The 18,495-nt window shown below is 33.3% G+C and carries 18 protein-coding genes; 2 read left to right on the top strand and 16 right to left on the bottom strand.

Annotated elements, in window-relative coordinates:
- Window positions 1-52: 52 nt before the first annotated feature.
- Complete coding sequence (locus AC5LWL_RS07695) at window positions 53-202, bottom strand: hypothetical protein (RefSeq protein WP_493433761.1); 150 nt, start codon at window positions 200-202, stop codon at window positions 53-55.
- A gap of 108 nt (window positions 203-310) precedes the next feature.
- Here AC5LWL_RS07695 and AC5LWL_RS07690 point away from each other — a divergent pair, with 108 nt between their 5' ends.
- Window positions 311-757 (top strand): universal stress protein, encoded by a 447-nt coding sequence (locus AC5LWL_RS07690; RefSeq protein WP_493433760.1) that lies wholly within the window; start codon window positions 311-313, stop codon window positions 755-757.
- A 203-nt stretch (window positions 758-960) separates the two neighbouring features.
- Here the strand turns inward: AC5LWL_RS07690 and argH are convergent, their stop codons facing one another.
- The 5 genes from argH to AC5LWL_RS07665 all read right to left on the bottom strand — a co-directional run bounded on the left by argH (window position 961) and on the right by AC5LWL_RS07665 (window position 7,767).
- Window positions 961-2,352 carry an argininosuccinate lyase gene (gene argH / locus AC5LWL_RS07685; RefSeq protein ID WP_493433759.1) on the bottom strand — a complete coding sequence of 464 codons (1,392 nt, stop codon included), beginning with the start codon at window positions 2,350-2,352 and terminating at the stop codon, window positions 961-963.
- Window positions 2,349-3,557: an argininosuccinate synthase gene (locus tag AC5LWL_RS07680; RefSeq protein ID WP_493433758.1), complete on the bottom strand. Its 1,209-nt coding sequence runs from the start codon at window positions 3,555-3,557 to the stop codon at window positions 2,349-2,351. The genes argH and AC5LWL_RS07680 overlap by 4 nt, the downstream gene beginning before the upstream one ends.
- Window positions 3,558-3,838: 281 nt before the next feature.
- A complete protein-coding gene (locus tag AC5LWL_RS07675) occupies window positions 3,839-4,348 on the bottom strand; it encodes a MogA/MoaB family molybdenum cofactor biosynthesis protein (protein ID WP_493433757.1) in 510 nt (169 codons plus the stop codon).
- Window positions 4,349-4,610: 262 nt separating this feature from the next.
- On the bottom strand, window positions 4,611-6,893 hold the full coding sequence (gene helD / locus AC5LWL_RS07670; RefSeq protein ID WP_493433756.1) for an RNA polymerase recycling motor HelD: 2,283 nt from the start codon (window positions 6,891-6,893) through the stop codon (window positions 4,611-4,613).
- Window positions 6,894-6,954: 61 nt separating this feature from the next.
- Window positions 6,955-7,767, bottom strand: a complete 813-nt coding sequence (locus tag AC5LWL_RS07665; protein WP_493433755.1) for an EcsC family protein — start codon at window positions 7,765-7,767, stop codon at window positions 6,955-6,957.
- Between the two features lie 469 nt (window positions 7,768-8,236).
- Between AC5LWL_RS07665 and AC5LWL_RS07660 the strand changes: the two genes are divergently transcribed.
- Window positions 8,237-9,379, top strand: a complete 1,143-nt coding sequence (locus tag AC5LWL_RS07660) for an IS110 family RNA-guided transposase (RefSeq protein ID WP_493432573.1) — start codon at window positions 8,237-8,239, stop codon at window positions 9,377-9,379.
- 453 nt (window positions 9,380-9,832) lie between these two features.
- Here the strand turns inward: AC5LWL_RS07660 and AC5LWL_RS07655 are convergent, their stop codons facing one another.
- From AC5LWL_RS07655 to AC5LWL_RS07610, 10 genes are all read right to left on the bottom strand, one after another.
- Complete coding sequence (locus AC5LWL_RS07655; protein WP_493433754.1) at window positions 9,833-10,405, bottom strand: hypothetical protein; 573 nt, start codon at window positions 10,403-10,405, stop codon at window positions 9,833-9,835.
- Between the two features lie 15 nt (window positions 10,406-10,420).
- On the bottom strand, window positions 10,421-10,765 hold the full coding sequence (locus tag AC5LWL_RS07650; RefSeq protein ID WP_493433753.1) for a hypothetical protein: 345 nt from the start codon (window positions 10,763-10,765) through the stop codon (window positions 10,421-10,423).
- An 873-nt stretch (window positions 10,766-11,638) separates the two neighbouring features.
- Window positions 11,639-12,979, bottom strand: a complete 1,341-nt coding sequence (locus tag AC5LWL_RS07645) for a phage portal protein (RefSeq protein ID WP_493433752.1) — start codon at window positions 12,977-12,979, stop codon at window positions 11,639-11,641.
- 78 nt (window positions 12,980-13,057) lie between these two features.
- Entirely contained in the window at window positions 13,058-14,722 is a 1,665-nt protein-coding gene (locus AC5LWL_RS07640; protein WP_493433751.1) for a terminase large subunit domain-containing protein, read from the bottom strand.
- 236 nt (window positions 14,723-14,958) lie between these two features.
- On the bottom strand, window positions 14,959-15,360 hold the full coding sequence (locus AC5LWL_RS07635; RefSeq protein ID WP_493433750.1) for a hypothetical protein: 402 nt from the start codon (window positions 15,358-15,360) through the stop codon (window positions 14,959-14,961).
- Complete coding sequence (locus AC5LWL_RS07630; RefSeq protein WP_493433749.1) at window positions 15,360-15,614, bottom strand: hypothetical protein; 255 nt, start codon at window positions 15,612-15,614, stop codon at window positions 15,360-15,362. Before AC5LWL_RS07630 ends, AC5LWL_RS07635 begins: the two co-directional genes overlap by 1 nt.
- Before the next feature lie 348 nt (window positions 15,615-15,962).
- Window positions 15,963-16,919 (bottom strand): hypothetical protein, encoded by a 957-nt coding sequence (locus tag AC5LWL_RS07625; RefSeq protein ID WP_493433748.1) that lies wholly within the window; start codon window positions 16,917-16,919, stop codon window positions 15,963-15,965.
- A 75-nt stretch (window positions 16,920-16,994) separates the two neighbouring features.
- Window positions 16,995-17,165, bottom strand: a complete 171-nt coding sequence (locus tag AC5LWL_RS07620; protein ID WP_493433747.1) for a hypothetical protein — start codon at window positions 17,163-17,165, stop codon at window positions 16,995-16,997.
- An 80-nt stretch (window positions 17,166-17,245) separates the two neighbouring features.
- Window positions 17,246-18,073, bottom strand: a complete 828-nt coding sequence (locus AC5LWL_RS07615) for a hypothetical protein (protein WP_493433746.1) — start codon at window positions 18,071-18,073, stop codon at window positions 17,246-17,248.
- Between the two features lie 240 nt (window positions 18,074-18,313).
- Window positions 18,314-18,487: a helix-turn-helix domain-containing protein gene (locus tag AC5LWL_RS07610; protein ID WP_493433745.1), complete on the bottom strand. Its 174-nt coding sequence runs from the start codon at window positions 18,485-18,487 to the stop codon at window positions 18,314-18,316.
- Between the last annotated feature and the right edge of the window lie 8 nt (window positions 18,488-18,495).

Genomic DNA, 18,495 nt, shown 5'->3' with positions numbered 1-18,495 from the left:
TTACATCTTCGTATCATGGTTCGGGTTTATCTTCAACTGGAATACTTATGTCTCAGCCTCTTTTTTCTCCCTCAACTTCATTATTTTGAATTGCTTGATCAATTGCTCCGTCGTTATATACATCCATCACTTGAGCTATTACCTCTTCTGTACCCTTTTCTTCAAAGGTGCATTCGTTTGTTTTGCTTTTCTCTTTATTCATATAATCTGTCCCTTCTATGATAAATTCTTTATTATTGTCTCAAGTACAAGTTAATGTTATGCATATTAGGGTATATAATAATAATGAGAAGATAAGGAGGTTTTGGAAATGAGCTTACATTATAAAAGCATTATTGTTGCAGTTGATGGGTCAGTGGAAGCGGATTTAGCGTTTAAAAAAGCGGTTGTTTTAGCAAAGGATAATGAAGCAATTCTTGTGATTGCACATGTTATCGATACGCGTTCCTTTGCAACTGTTGCTGCGTATGATCAATCCATCGCCACAAAAACGGATGAATTTGCCAATGAATTAATGGATAAATACACCCGAGCAGCTGCAGAAGCAGGTGTTTCAAATGTCAAAAAAATCATTGAGTTCGGATCCCCTAAAGCGGTAATACCTAAAGATATTACTAAAAAATTTAATGCTGATTTAATAGTTTGCGGTGCTACCGGATTAAATGCAGTAGAACGATTTTTTATTGGAAGCGTTTCAGAGGGCATTACAAGAAATGCACCATGTGATGTTCTTGTTGTTCGCGGCAATATCGAATAGCTCCAAAAGCAATCTATTTTTTTATTTTTTATTTATGGAATGTTGCTTTTGAACTCGCAGTCTCCATACACTCCACTTTTACGAGTGAGCCTTATCTTTAAATCGGACATATATACAAATTAGGGTATCAATATGCTTTAGCACCACATTGCTTTTTAAAAGAAATGTAAGTGGATAAGCATAGAGATACCCTTTTTTCAACGTTATTTGCTATTAACTGTTTCGTTGACACAAGCTTTTGCTTTCTCAAGAGCCTGTTTGATCTGTTCAAAACCAGTACCACCTGCGCTGTTTCTGCGTTGAACAGCTGTTGCTGGATTTAACACGTGATAAATATCATCTTCAAACAGCTCACTAGCATCACGGAATTCTGTCATTGATAAGTCACTTAAATAACAACTTTTATTGACACAGTATAAAACAAGTTTTCCAACTACCTCATGGGCTTCACGGAAAGGCATGCCTTTATCTGATAAATAATCAGCTAATTCCGTTGCATTGGAGAAGTCATTTTTAGTAGACTGTTCCATTACTTCCGTATTTACTTTCATTGTATCAACCATGCCTGCAAAGATTTTTAATGAACCAGTTACCGTTTTAACCGTGTCAAACATGCCTTCTTTATCCTCTTGCATATCTTTGTTATACGCAAGTGGCAGCCCCTTTAAAACGGTTAAAAGTCCCATTAAATTCCCGTATACACGACCGGTTTTTCCACGAATAAGCTCTGCCATATCTGGATTCTTTTTTTGCGGCATAATGCTGCTTCCAGTTGAAAAGCTGTCATCTAGTTCAATGAACTTAAATTCCTGGCTGGACCATAAAATAATTTCTTCACTAAAACGGGATAAATGCATCATTAGGATAGAGCTTGTCGATAAAAACTCCAAAATAAAATCGCGGTCGCTGACTGCGTCCATACTGTTTTCATAAATGAAGTCAAAACCCATTAATTCTGCACTGTAATGACGATCAATCGGGAAAGTTGTCCCAGCTAACGCACCTGCTCCAAGTGGAGAAACATTAATTCTTTTTAAATTTTCCTGCAAACGATTCTTATCTCTTTCAAACATCCAAAAGTACGCCATTAAATGATGGGCAAAGGAAATAGGCTGTGCTCTTTGCAGATGAGTGTAGCCAGGCATAATTGTTTCAATATTTTCTTCCGCTTTTTTAATCAATGCATTTTGAAGTTCTTCTATATAAGAAAGAATTGTCTTTACTTGGCTACGCAAATAAAGATGCATATCTGTCGCAACCTGATCGTTTCGGCTTCTGCCTGTATGCAGCTTTCCACCAACAGAACCTACTAGATCTGTTAACTGACTTTCTAAATTCAAATGGATGTCTTCCAGTTTAACAGAAAAAGACAATTCCTCTTTTTCTGCTTTTTCTTTTAATGAAAGCAAACCTTCTTTGATTTTTTCGGCTTCTTCTGCTGTTAAAATGCCAGTTTTAGAAAGCATTGTCACATGAGCAATGCTCCCTTCAATATCTTCTAGCACTAATTCTTGATCAAAAGGAATGGATGCGCCGAATTCATCTACCCATTCCTCTGCAGATTTTGTAAATCTGCCGCCCCACAATTTCTTCACACTGTCACCTTCTTGTTGTTTTCCACAATACTTTGAACTTTTGTTGGAAGTCCCCATAATTGAACGAATCCAACTGCTGCTGAATGGTCAAACTCATCCTCTTTGCTGTATGTTGCTAGTTTCTCATCATATAATGAATAAGGAGATTTTCTTCCTTCTACAATTGCATGACCTTTGAACAATTTCACCCGAACTGTTCCTGTTACATTTTTTTGCGTTTCTTTTAAGAATGCTTGTAATGCTTTTGTAATTGGTGAGAACCAAAGTCCATCATAAATGATTTCTGTTAATTTCTTTTCAATCACTGGTTTGAAGTGTGCTACTTCTTTTACCAATGTAATATCTTCTAATTCTTTATGTGCTTTAATTAATGTTAAAGCAGCTGGGCACTCGTATACTTCACGAGATTTAATTCCTACAAGACGATTCTCTACATGGTCAATTCTTCCTATGCCATGTTTCCCAGCGATTTTATTTAATTCTAAAATTAAATTTGATAATTTATACGGAATACCATCAAGACTAACTGGTACGCCTTCTTTAAAATCAATCTCAATAATATCTGCTGTATCTGGTGCATTCTCCAAGCTTGCAGTTAAATCATAAGCTTCTTCTGGAGGAGCTGCCCAAGGGTCTTCTAATATTCCACATTCATTAGCACGTCCCCATAAATTTTGATCGATTGAGAATGGGCTGTCTAAGTTAATAGGAATAGGAATATTTTTTTCTTTTGCATATTCAATTTCTTCTTCACGCGACCAACCCCACTCACGTACTGGAGCTAATACTTGCAAGTTTGGATTTAAAGCTTGAATAGATACTTCAAAACGTACTTGGTCGTTTCCTTTTCCTGTACATCCGTGTGCAACTGCTACTGCATTTTCTTTTTCTGCCACTTCTACTAATTTTTTTGCAATTAAAGGTCTTGATAATGCAGATACTAAAGGATATTTTCCTTCATACATAGTATGTGCTTGCAAGGATACTAGCGCAAAGTCTTGAGCAAATTCTTCTTTTGCGTCAATTACATGTGATGAAACTGCACCAACAGTTAACGCTTTTTGCTGAACAAAGTTTAAATCTTTTCCTTCGCCTACATCAAGGCAACATGCTACTACATCATACCCTTGATCTTGAAGCCATTTAATTGCTACCGATGTATCTAAGCCGCCTGAATACGCTAAAACTACCTTTTGATTTGCCATTTTTTGTGTTCCTCCTATATATACGAATAAATATTCATTGTTTTATATTTTTATTCAAAAACTATACTAATCACTTTAACAACTTTTACAGGGAAATTCAATACTTATTCTATAAAAATATAAAAAAAATTAAATTTCCTTATTAACAGGCAGTTACACACGCATTTTCATGCTTAAAAGCTTCAAAAAAAGAAGCTGTGGATATACTGAAACGTACCTATTATTTAAAAAAGATTTAAAAAAAGAAAGCCAGTTGCTTTCTTTTTTATGCATAAACTTATTCATATTTTATGAATTTCACTTACCATATGACTAAGCTCTGGAAGTATCATTCTTTTCATCGCCAAACGGACTGCACCTGTTGATCCAGGTGTGCAAATAACTATTTTTTGATTAATCGTTCCAGCTATTGCCCTTGAGAGGATAGCAGCGGAACCGATATCTTCCGTAAAGCTTAGCATTCGGAAAATCTCACCAAAACCATCCAGCTCTTTTGTCAATAATGGTTTGACCGCTTCAATCGTAACATCTCTAGGAGAGATTCCAGTTCCTCCATTTAAAAGAATAGCCTCTATGCTCGGTGACTGCACGCCAAGGAGCACTTCTTTTCTTATCTCATTTACATCATCTTTAATAATTGTATGATCAGCGGCATCGTGATTTTTTTCTTTTAAAAGTTCTATCATTAACTTACCGCTTGTATCTGTTTCGAGTGTTCTTGTATCACTAATCGTAATAACCTTGCAATTTACTTTTGTAAATTCTTTTTTTATATGATTGTTTTGAACCACGTTTTCTCCTCCACAGCTGTAAAAATAAAGATACCCTGTCGATAAGTTCACAGTCAGAATACACTTCCGTTTCGCTTTCCTTGGAGCTACGCTTGAACCTCCTGTGAACGTGCTCCTGTGGGGTCTAATTCCCATAGGAGTCTTCGTATAATCTGAGTGCTCCCTTAATCAAACTGCCTATTTTCATCGTTCCTTGTGCAAATTTGTTTGTATGGATCTTCTTACCTTTAAATAAAAATGCTTCTTCCCTTCTATCATTCATTTATAACTGAAGATTTTTCTCGTCTACTTTATGTAATAACAAATCTCTTCTATGCTTTGCAAATAAATGCAGTATATGCATTGGCCTTGTCATGGCAACATAAAGTAATTTCACATCTATTTCCTCTAGGCTAAACACTTCTTGCAAAGCAACAATTAATACCGCATCAAATTCTAAACCTTTTGATAAATAAGAAGGAACAATAAGAATATGATTTTTCTCCATATCCTCATTTTCACGAAGAAGTTGTATAGGAAGATTCGTTTTCTTTTTCAAAAGCATATAAATATTTTTACATTCTTGATCTGTTTTGCCAATAATAGCAATGGAGCGATATCCATTATTGTGAATATCTTTTATTGTCACTGTTACATGCTCTATCAACTCCATTTTCTTCTCATAAGAATGAAAAACTGGTTTAGCTCCGTGTCGAACTACAGGCTTTACTTTAGGAAGGTTCTCGTTCACTAAATCTAAAATATCATTAGCGACTTTCATAATATCAATAGTCGTCCGGTAACTTTTTTGCAAAGTTAAATAGTTTGCCCGCGGGAATACTTCTTCTCTTAATGTTTGCCAGCTTTTTAGACCGCGGTAAGAGTGAATACCTTGAGCTAAATCACCTACTAGTGTGAACATATCTGTTTCTAACCCTATCTTCAAAGCATATAGCTGAAACTCACTATAATCTTGTACTTCATCTATCACAATATTTTTTGCTTTTAACTCTTTGTCAATTCCAAAAATTTTATGCTGCATATAGAAAAGAGCACCTAAATCTTCTATTTCTACTTGTTTCTTATTCAAAAGATTTTGCTGAAAAGCAACAAAAAAACTGATTTGCTCTTCTGATAAAATACCTGAGGCAAGTTCCTTCCATATTTGTTCACTAGCAAAAAGCTTTTGATAATATCCATAAAGCGTATCTGTGGGCATTTTATCCATAAATTTTTTTATTGCAGTCTTTGATTCTTTTTTTACTTGGTTTATTCGTTCCTCTTTTTTATCTAAAAAATACACAACTCGTTCTTTTCTTTTTACAGGATCGTCAATTGCTAGAGCATAATCTAGTGCATTTTCGTACTTTTCGGTCAACTTAGATAAAATGATTGTTTTTTTACGCTTTAAATCTGCTTGTAATATCCCTTTAATTTTTTGTTTTCTTTTTAGAAAAGGGAGATAATGATACTCTTCTGTAAATAATCTTTGCAATTTTTTGGCACCATATAAAGGGAATTTTTCTATTTTGAAATCCTCTTTCGGGCTCATATTCTGGAGAATTTGGTTTAAATATCGATCCAAGACTTCCTTATAGAGTAAGGATCCTTTAAAGTAGGCCAACCATTTTATCATCTTTTCATTTTTATATTGATGTTGAAGCAAACCAATAAGCTTCTCATTTGGTTTTACAATTTTAATTTTCTTCCCAAGGCATAAACGAACATAGTCAATATACGTTGTTTGTCTTATTTTTTCCACTCCTAAATCAGGGAGAGCTTCCGAGATATAACCGATAAACATATTATTTGGTGCCAATATCATTAGCTGTTCTGGTTTAAAGTACTTTGCATAATGATAAATAAAATAAGAAATTCTATGCAAGGCAATGGTTGTTTTCCCACTTCCAGCTGCCCCTTGAACAATGATCGGGCGATTTAGATCCGCACGAATAACCTGATTTTGCTCTTCCTGAATAGTGGAAATTATCTCTGTTAAACGCTGATCTGCTTTACCAGCTAATGATTCCTGCAGCAATTCATCTGTGGTTGTTAAATCAATATCCTGATAATGAAGGAGCTTTCCTTCTTCCATTTTAAATTGCCTTTTTAAGGAGAGATACCCTTCTATTTCTTCCTCATTTGCTGTATAAGAAACATTCCCTAGTCTTCCATCATAATATACATTTGCAACCGGTGAGCGCCAATCTACTATTATCGGTTTCTGTGTATCTTTTTCATAAAGGGATGTTTTACCAATATAGTAACTTCTTTTGTTTTTTTTGCCTTTCATTTGATAATCAATCCGAGCAAAATAAGGGGCATTCATTAATCTTTTTAATGTATTTAATTCCGTTGTAGCAATATGCAAAAATCTGCTATTTGTTAATAATTGAATATAGTTTAAGCTGCTATCCGAATAGTCAAGATCGGAACTTGCCTGTTTCATATCTACTTCCAAATTTCCCTTGCTTTGTAAGGCTTCTTCCATCACTTGTTCCATATAATTTTTTGTATAAGCAAGGCGTTCCTTTTCAGCTTGAAATTCCAAATCCTTCTGATCCATTATTATCTCCTTTCGAGTAAATAGGCTGAATCAAAAAACGTAATAGGCGGAGTATTATTGCCTATTTTTTTATAAGCAAATGGCTTTTTTGATAATAATTATGTGCAAACTCAGTTACTTTTCTAGTAAAATGATAGTTTGTTCCACCACCAATTAACATACTAACCAAAGGTGAACTTTTGCTGTACATTGTAATGAAAAGTAGTTTTACACACTGTTTTACTAAAAGCTCAAAGTTGCTTTCGTCGACTATTTCTTCTTTTCCTTTATAAAAAAATTCTTCTTTATATACTAGCTCCTCCATTAATTCATTCCATGCATTTCCTTGCAGTTCTTTAGGGAGGCATGCTGCATAAAAAACTTTTAAAACAGTCATAATTTCATAAGGGGTATTGGCTGGGCGTCCATATATAGAAGCAATGACTTGAATAGAACGAAGATTAATGACTAAAGCAGCTAAAATATCTGTTAATAACAAAGACGATTTTCCGCTTCCTGTTAATGCACCTTGACTAAATGCCAACATTCGATAATGAGCGATATGCTGCTGTGCAAGTAAGTTTAATTGATCTATAGTCAGCTTATTCATATCTTCTAAACGGAAGATGTTATTATGAAAGACTCTTGCTGTTTGCAATATTTTATCTGTAGCTTTTTTTTGAGCGGAGGAATTAAATAATACAGATTGCAATTCAAAAAGAGAACGGTCCATTAGCATAAATAAAGAACTTTTTGTTGTATCTGGAAGCAATTTGACTCCCATTTCTAGATACTTTTTATATCGTTTTGCTTCATTTGTTAGTCTATAGTCATTTAATTGTTGTTCCCATGTCTCTATTGTATGTAAATAATATATCTCACTGTTTGTTAGCATCCTTATCTCTCCTCCAACAATACATATTTCTTCCATTTATATATATTGTAGAATATCATATCATTGCCCACAACCGAAATTTTAATAAGAACAATGTGAGGCGCTGGCCGGATAAATGCACCATATCCTGTACGTCGGAGCTAGACAGCCTTCACATTTCAAAAATTTCCCCCTTTCTTCCCTTATAAGAAACACACATGATTTCACACTCACACCCCGGCATGAAAATTTTTTCTAAGCCGGGGTTTTACTTTTTTGTCCATTTTTCCATACTGATTAATGCTATGGGAAGTAATCTTTACGTGCGCTTTTGTGGTGGTTCGACCCTGTATAAGAAACTGTTTGGAATTTGCCTTGTGTACACCCCTTTGTTGACTCTTCAATTTTTGAGGATGATCACGTACAGAAAAATGCTGTTTGACCAAGCTTATTCCACTTTCCATAGACACTACTTTGGAGGTTGTTTTATTTGGACATTTTATTAACCCATTGTGCCGGAATGGATGTTCATCAAAAAGAGATTGTAGTTTGTGCCCTAACTGGCACTAATAATGAATCCATTCAAAAAGAAACCAAGACTTTTTCCACTTTAACCAAAAGTTTATTTGATTTATTAAAGTGGTTAGAAGAAAAACAAATTACACACATTGCTCTGGAAAGTACCGGAATCTATTGGAAGCCGGTATACAACATCCTTGAAGGATATTTCGATATTACTGTGGCCAATGCCCAACGTATTAAAAACGTTCCTGGTCGTAAGACCGATGTTTCAGATGCAGAATGGATTGCCAAGCTTCTTCGTCATGGATTGATTGAAAAAAGCTTTGTCCCTTCCCAAGATCTTCGGGAATTAAGAGATTTGAACCGTTTACGCAAGAAATGGGTTGGTAACTTAACAGCTGAAAAAAATAGAATTTCAAAGGTCCTCGAATGTTCAAACATAAAGCTTGGTTCAGTTATTTCTGATATCTTTGGGGTTTCTGGACGTAAACTTTTGAAACAGTTAGTCGATAATGGATACCTTGATAAGGCTGATGTTGATGCCAATATCCATCATTCTCTCCGCAAGAAGGCTGATACCATTTCCGATTCTCTTTTCGGAACATTAAATGAACATCAAATGTTTATGATTAAAAGCTCTTGGAATCATATCATGTATTTGGAAACTTCCATTCAAGAACTTGAAAATAGGATAGATACCCTGCTTCATTCCTATCAAGAAGAAAAAGAAATACTTTTATCTATCCCAGGTATAAAGGAACACACAGCTGCTGTTATTATTGCGGAAATCGGAACAGATATGAGCCAATTCCCTTCATCAAGACATTTAGCTTCTTGGGCTGGTGTATCACCTGGCAATAATGAAAGTGCTGGTAAAAAGAAAAGTTCCAAAAGCGTTCAAGGAAACCCACATATAAAAGCTGCTCTTTGTGAGGTTGCTTGGGCTATATCAAGGTCGAAAAATACCTCAATGTCAAATGTTTTTTGGTCTCTATCTGCAAGAAGAGGAAAGAAAAAAGCTTTACAGGCTATTGCACATAAAGTTTTAAGAATTATATATACCCTATTTATTAATAAGCAACACTTCTCTGAACCACGTCTAGCTGGTTAGACGACCTTCCATTACAATACTCTATTAAGGTTGTGATTTTTTTAAAAAATTGAGGTCACACCCTTTCTTTACTATTGTCTTTTTTCTAGAAGTCCACGCTTCAAGATTTTCTTTACACCAAAATCCTGTACCCGCCCTATCAAATAGAACACGTTACTGTATTATACAGATACCCAGAATAGCCACTCGCCCGTTTTATTTTCACAGAAAAAGCACAAACAACCCGGATTCTCCACTTTTTGTGTACAGAATTCGGGTTGTTTGCTAAAAGTTACTTTTTCTTATTATTTTGCTAGTCTTACAACATCACGAGCAATCATTACCTCTTCATTTGTTGGGATAATAATTCTGATGAATTGAATCGAAACTATTGATACTCTGCCGTTCTTTTATACTATTAATTAAATAATAGCAAAATGTTCTTTGTTTTACAACTATATTATGGAAATATTATTACGAAGTAGTCCTCTCTACCGTTAAGATTATTAACCCTCGTTTCGTATAATCGTGATTCAGCACTTTATATCCATCCACAAATGTAAAAGTATTATTTACTTTCAATTTATCCCTATTTGTCGGATTATCTTGTACAGTAGCCAATATTTGATTATTTGCCATTCTAAAATATCCACCTTCAATAGTAAATGATTGCTGATCTATAATAGAAGGAACTACTATAGGCTCACCCTCAACCGTTTGATAAATTGGTCTCTGTTCGTCATCATACCCGAGCAATACTTGTGTTGTTTCTCCTGGGACTTGTATTGAAAAATTACAATGTGTCATAATAGCTTTATACTTTCCGTATCGCTTCATGGCTGTATCACTTGTAATTAAATAATTTTCATCATCTATAGCAACTAAATCCCCCATATGAATAGGATTGATTGTATGTATATGCTTCTTTTCATGTTCAGCAAGTGTAGTATTCGTGATAATGGCTTGTGTGGCTACATTATTAATAGAAATACTTTGTCCTGCTGATTCAAAAAGAAACTCTAAATCTTCTATATTAGGACTAAACAAAACGTTACCTCCTTTCTATTCACTAAATAACATAAAGAAACTTGATTCATTCTGTAACTGTTCATCCGTTTTTAGCGTTCTAATTTTACGCTCCAATTGGTCTATACGTGCCATTAAATTATCGTGAAAGTCGGAAACTGTCATATCATCCAATTTATAGGACTTCATACCACCAGGATTATTAGCAATGGATTCAAGTATAGATAATGCAGAAGAATAAATATTTTTTTTGCTTGTGGCTGATTGAGGATTATATTCATCAAATGGCTGCAAGTTGTTCTCTTGTAAATAGATGATTAATTCCTCTTGTGACAAGTTGATACCTTTTGTTTCTAATTGTAACCTTTGTAAGTTGTTCATTTTGTGACCTCCTTTGTTTAAAGTTCGTTACCCGAATTTCACATTACCCATTTTCTAGTTACCGATGGCTTTTTCGTTACCCAACGGGCGGTAACGTAGTCAGGTAACGAAATTTTAAGCTTCGGTAATGAACGGGTAACATGCGGGTAATGAAAAAATATTAGTTATTTTATTTTCCTACAATTGGAAAGTTGAAAAATTGGGCTTTTCTAATAATATCTAAGAATATAGATGAATATCGAACAATATAGATAAATATCTAAGAATATCATGCAGTATCCAATAATATCGAGTTGGATAATTTTCTATATTTTTCCTTGGGTGTGTAAAATGGTAAGTTAGCGACTTCATTTTCTCGATTAGGGGTATCGTATTATCAATCATCCTATAGAATACAGTTGCATATATATACATGACCATTTATTAATATTGGAAAATACTGTAATTTTTGCTTCCTATAGCATACATTATGTTAACAAGGAAAATATAGACATATTGATAAATCAACGTTTCTAAACCACCTAAAAAAGACGATAGAATAACCATTCCATCGTTATTATGGAAATAATATACAAAACAGTACCAAAACGCTTATTTGTAGCCATTTATGACTGTATAATCAATAGACAAGCAGTAGATTTAGTTTCTTATTATTTCCCTATACACATACAAAATAATGCATAAAATACTGCATAAGGATTATTCGATATATTATAGAAATGGAAGTGTCAAGTAGATTAACTTTACAAAAAATAAAAATTTCGTTCCATTTTAGAACCCTATATATATTATATACCCCCCCACCGTATAACATGTAAGCGCAGGGCAATATATACTCATAAAGTCCAATCCCTTGACACTCCTACATTCTTATTATATCGTTACCTCTTTATTCTCTTCCTTATCCTTATCATCATTATGTACACTATTTCCTTCTTTAACTATTCGATTCAACTCAAACTGTACATCAGTAGTATACGGACTGTCCTCTAATATTCCTTCTAAACTAATTGCTCCCATCTCTCTTAATGCTTTAAGATTCTCAATAATCTCTTTATCATTAGAAGGTGTAGCATATTGGAATACTATATCTAATGTCTCATATTCATCCTCACTGTACTGTTTACCTAAGTATCCTAACAATACTCTAATCTTATCGAATCGTTGCTCTATACTATCACGCATAAACTGTTCATTCATTCCTGCTTTAATGTTAGCCAATTGGAATAGCAACTTGATACTAACCTCACTAAGATTACTAATATCCGTCTTATTTAAACTAACCGCAGGTGTCTGTGATACATCTAGCAATGATTGTAACAATGTCTTATAGATAGTTTCAAAGGAATGATAATCTAATTGATTCCCCACCATTTTAAACTCCGCACCATCATCTAGGCTTATTCCTCCCCCTATTACATCAGAAGGTAGCCCCTCACCCTTCAATTGTTGTCCAATGGCTACTGGAATAGGATTCATAAACTTATAGAAACTATCCGTATATTTACTGATTAAATCCTCCATCGAATCCAATATACTAATCCAATCATCTAATTCACTTCTGCCCTCAGTATCACTCAATTCATTTTCATTGTTATAAACAATTGGCAATCCACTTAGATTGACATATCTATCCGTTAATTGAATAGACTCTCCACCCTTGTTATTATACTTTTCTACAATATCATTTTTGAACACTGTATAGTAGCTAATGCCATCATTTACATATGCCTGTATAAACGCAATAAGATTATTCTCCTCATCATAAACAGGATACCCTTCACCTGCATCTATCAACTTTGATTTAATAACCCCATTTTCTATATACACATATTCAGCAACTTGTCCATATTTAAGCACTTTGTCCAGTATTTTCATGTTTAAACGGTCATATTTCGCCTTTTTATTGACTTTTTGATACTCTTTTACGATATTTTCAGTCCCAGTTAATGTTAATGGATTCTGCAATAAATAAGCCTTCTGAAAGTTTAATAACGTTTTAGCATATTGCAATACAATTTTACGTGGAGTAAACTCTTTCCCATTGTATTTGTACGACTGTCTATGTAATATTTTATGATTACCATTTAGGTAATATTTCTTTTCTAATATATCATTTACTCGTTGTTGATTGTCGATATTTTCCACTTCTTCAACGAACCAATTAGTATCATTATCATACTTCTCTTTGATATACTTTTCTAATTTATCCATTCTCTTTCCCCTTTCTATATATATAACAGGTTCACAATGAACCTCTCCTTCACATAGAAGGATTGTTTGCATCAGATATTAAATATCCACATAATATTTACTTTGTTTCATTGCCTGACAAGCCATTGCATTAGCTATTACCAAGTCATCATGTAAATTAGCACCCTTTTTATTACCCATTTTCCCTTTAATTTCTTGGAATATTTTCATCTCTTCCAATGTCTGAACACATTCTATATTTATCATGCCTAGTTCAAAGTTTTCTTTATAATCATTGATTAAAATAGGCTTAGTTGTGGTAGTAGTCATGAATCCTAGTTGCAATTTCTTTTTACCCTTTTGATCGAATACTTTTTGTTTCAATAGATTCATGTATCCATATTCTTTCCGTAACTTTTCTAGCAATGGCAATCCATAACTATTGCGTTCTACACATATATAGGCATAATTAAAAAACCTGCCTAAACTGTTCACTATTTTAGCAAACTCATAGACAGGAACATCATTTGCATAGAAGGAAGCCATTTGCTGCCCTTCTGCACTATATATCGTGCAAGTTGAGTTATCATTATCTCCACCAGTACCAGAAGCAACGTCCACCCCACCATAATGTTTAATACCCTTCTTAGGTAGATGATATAGGAATAAACTTTTATTGAGATATGGCTTTAATAAGTTAGGTATATCGACTGTTATCTCTTTCATGGATAACGGATTCATTACATTCTGCAATCGTTCAATAATTATCTTTGTATCAAATACAGACATATTACTTTCCGCAAAAGCTTCATCAGGTGTAGTAGGAAATTCACGATGAAACTTATCAATACTGTTTGTTTCTATGTAATACCGTCTAAACATTAACTGTCTAAATGAAGCACCATGCTTTTCTCTTAGTTCTATTTCATCATGTTCTAAGTCCTTAGAAGCCATTCTAGCCCCTTTATTATGTACCTTGAACCATTCTTCGGCTTCATCAAAACTATGCTTAAATTGGCTACTATAAGCCTTTGCAAGCCATGAATAAAAGTGTGCTTTCCATACAGATTCTTTACCTCTAAATGCTTTCATGAACATTTCTTGATATGTATTGTAGCCCATTGCCGTTGATTCAATAATAATTTTACTGTTAGGGTTTTTAGCCAATGCAGGAATACTCGTTGCTATGATTTCCTCTTGTGCTTCGTTTGGATACTTTGCCATCTCGGACAAATGGATTAATTCAAATGTATTACCACTGATACTATCCTCACCACCAGCAGTAGCAACTTGTATCCTAGAGCCATTTGACATGTATATTTCATCCCTATTGGATATTTCAAGAGTAGGAAATAGGTTAGGATACTTGTCGTGTGGAAGGGATTTATACATTTTCTTCAACTTACGCAACAATGATTGTGTTACTTTATTATGGTGAGTCATCATTAAGTAACTCGTATCGGACTTTGTACATGCTGAAAAAATCATATATGCCAATGAAAGTGTTGTCATTCCAATTTGGCGTCCTTTGAGAATCACATTATACTTAGTCATTTCATTGGTAAACTGTTCCTGTTCGGGATTCAATACAAACGGTACACTATCACCATTATTATCAATAATCTTGATAAAATTTTTAGCAAATAGTCGAAAATCACCTAATACTTTTTGTAGTCTATTATTTTTACCTTTTATTATTGCCATTTTCTCACCTCCAAGCATAAAAAAAGAGAGCATACCAAAAAGTACACTCCCCCGTACCATTCAGTACCCCTCAAAACAAGTCCTTCTCATGGACTCACTATCCCATTATTAATACAACCGATTCAACAATAAATCCACAAATAGCAATTATCAATAACCAATCTATATTACTTTTAATTGTTAAAATATCTTTTTTCATTTTAATTTCCTCCTATAATTTTCAACCGCCAACTCTTTGGGGAGTCAGATTATTACTTACACCCATGACCTAGCAAAATACGAGTACATACTCGTTTTTAATCCAACACTAAGCCATCTTCTTCCTGTTCTTTTTCTTCATCATGTACAGGTTCAAATGTTTTGGCTGCAAGTTTAGCATTTGCTTGTACTTCCTTATACATCGTAAAAAATAGACGAATAGTTTTATCGTCACCATCTTTAGCCTTAGCCGTTACAATTTGATATATTTCCTCAAAGTCATTAGCAATCTTACTGTCCAATAACAACATTAACAATTGCTTGTATTCGGTTGATTTTTCCCATTTGACAAACCCATCAAGTGTTTTCCTGTTTACTTCCTTCAAAAAGTCATCTGCTGATTTCTTTTTAATATCTCGTTTAAAACGAATATCATGCTTCCAACTAAAATATAGCTTTTTTTCGTTTGGTAATTGATCCATTGCTTCGTAAATGTTCATTATTTATCACCGTCCGTATAGCCTAATAATTTACGTAGATTCTCGAAACTTTCAACTTGCTTATTTGTGCTATCAATCACTTTGTCAATAGATTTATGTAGTTGTTTAAATTCTGCTTCCATTTCCATTCTAATTTGTTCATATGATTTTTTCATTTTTATCATTCTCCATTCGATTAATTTAATATGAATATAAAAAAGGAGGACAGTTTCCCATCCCCCATATTTTGGAACACTAAATTTCGTACACGACAAAAAGAGCATCACATATTTGTGATACCCTCCCCCACAATTGAAATGTCAAAAGGTTGCTTTTTTGCCCTATACTTAATATAAGTTGTAAACTTTTGATTCCTCATTTTTAATATGCTTATAATTTACTATTAATTTTAAATTTAATTAATATTTTCAAAAGGTACGATATTCGCCCTATACTTAATATAGATATACTTTTTACTTTTCATATTTAACTATTAGTCTATTAATATATATAATATGTAGGGCAAATAAGTAACCTTTTAAATAATCACATATAACATAATCTGACTAGGTTAATCACCTATATTATATGTAGGGCGAAAAACGTACCTTTTGGATTTCGCATTAGAAGGGTAGCATATCGAGTGGGAATGATTCCGTTTCCCCTTCCTCTTTCTTCCGTTTATCCTCCAACATTTGAAAATATTCTTTCGCTTCCATCACCTTTATTTTCTCATATGAAATAGGCTTACCGGAGAATACTACCCAATCATTCGCTATGTATGAGTTTGCTTTCCGTTTTCCTTTATCCAATGCTGTACAGAAAAATTCTTGATTATGGATACCTTCGACAAGTTTATATTGTCTTAACTTTGACAAGTAATCCTTCATTGTTCTGTTGGCTAATCCTGTATCCTCTGCTAATGTCAACATAGGACAATCATATGCACCTTTATACTTTTGATTCATCATCTTAATGTAACTGTATAAATAGAACCCTGTGCAGCCGATATTTTTATTTGTCATACAATACATAAATACTTCAAACGGAATTAAATGAGTATTATCTACTTCAAAGAATGTTCCATTTTGATGTCCGTCCTCATAATCTTCTTGAGTTCTATATAATCCTTTGATCGGCTCTTTAATCACAAATCTATTGGTTACTTTATTTAAAAAATCCGTTGGTAATAGTTCTCTATCTTCACTAAACATAGTAAATGATAATTCTTCAAAATCGTATATATCATCTTTAAAATGCCATATAATCGGAAAATCTCTTTCAGTGGAAGTATATCCCATTATATCCAATATTCCATTCTTTTTAATTATGTAGTCTATTGTTTTAGCATTCGGATTATAACCAAGTATTTTCTTTATATCTTTAACACTTTCAATTACATCAAGATATTTGGTATATCTGTACAACCATGAGATTAAATAATAAAAGGAATATGCTACTGCAATGTGCGTACCATTTTTGATATTGTTCTGCAAGTCCTCAAATATTTCATTAGGCATAAAGATTTTGCTTTCTTGTTCATCATATTTTAAGTAGTTTTCTAGTTCTTCATATGTCATAGATTATATATCCTCCGATTATGTTTAAGATTAGTTATTTGTCAAAGACCGAAGTTCAACTGTTGAACTCCAAGATTATCTATTTTTATACTCGTCAAGTGCTGCCTGTAAGTGTTCGTCAATTTGATATAAACTAAAAATTTTCCCTGTTTTCACATCTTTTGCCACTGTAATAAATGGAATATATTTACTTGATAAAAACTCCGATACGTGTTTGTTGTAGCAAAAAAAGAATGATTTTTTCATAAATTTTTCCTCCTAATAAGATTAATTATAGTCAATTTTGGTCAAATAGTCAAAGAAAGTCAAACATAGAAGGTGAATAATCACCCTCTATGCGTATATGATATGTATTCCTTACCAGTAAATGCTAATGAGATAATATCCTCTTTATTGGGAAGTCTCTTTTCACCTACACTATGACCTTCTCTTTCAAATTGTTTGATTAGCTTAAATTTTTTATCAGATAAACCTAGATCCCAATCTAAATATGGTTGTATTAATTCTAATTTTATGTCCGTTTTTAGTAATCCATCTTCATTCAGATACACTTTTTCACTTAGTCCGAAATACTCTTGTACTTTTTTAAAAAATGCCATATCTCTTTTATTTAATATGTCTACTAAACTACCAAATCCAAGTAATTCTAGCCAATCTGTATGTATTTGTTTAAAATAAGAATTATTCGTGTAATGTCCTTTATGTGATGAATCAATAGCTAATATAATAGCTTTACCGGCATCACTTTTAGGAAGTGGAATGTCATAATAAGCCATAATTAACATTAAAGTCGAAAATGGATATTTTTTATAATAATTTTTTGTCGCACTGATATAATCTTTGTAAAAGTTAAGATTCATGCAATTTTTGTTGTATGTATCATTCGGATAGGCTCTACTAACGTGGTTATCAAAACATCTTGCACCTTGTTTAGTAAATGCCATATCCACACCAATTATGCGTTCACTGGTCTTATTTGCTCTGTATATGTCCTCAAAGTCATAAAAATAGTTTACTTTCCATAATCCATTTGTTATTTCTTCAAGCAAATTACAAGATAATAAGCTATCAGCATCATCACCTAGCACTAAATCATGTTGTAATTGGATTTCCTTTGCCCATTCCGGACATAAATTTCTGTAATATTCATTCATTTTGTAATAGCAAAAGTTGTGAAACTCTCCTACTACCCTCTCATTCTATATACAACGTGTGTCGTATATGACCCTCCGAATGTACAAAAAGTACACTCAGATTCCTCCTTTTAATCCTCAGTAAAAATTTTATTAATTGTTTTAATTAATATACTGAAACTAAAAGAAGGAGTAGTCATATCGAATAACTATAACTCTCACTTTTTCACCTCTACTTTCCTTCTCGAATTTTTTATGTGATTAGTTTTTATCTATATATTCTCTGTATAAGTCAATCTTTTTTTGCACCATTCCACAATCTCCTGTCTCATATCTGCTTATCAGTGACTGGGAACAACCTATATATTTTGCTAACTTTTGCATGGATATTTTCTTTTGTCTGCGTTTTAAAAAATACACTTCCTTAATGTTCATTTTTATTT

The sequence above is a fragment of the Niallia sp. WK069_GA_01 genome (genome assembly GCF_983173855.1).
Note: the sequence above shows the minus strand (reverse complement) of the source record. Positions and strands in the feature narration are given on the sequence as shown.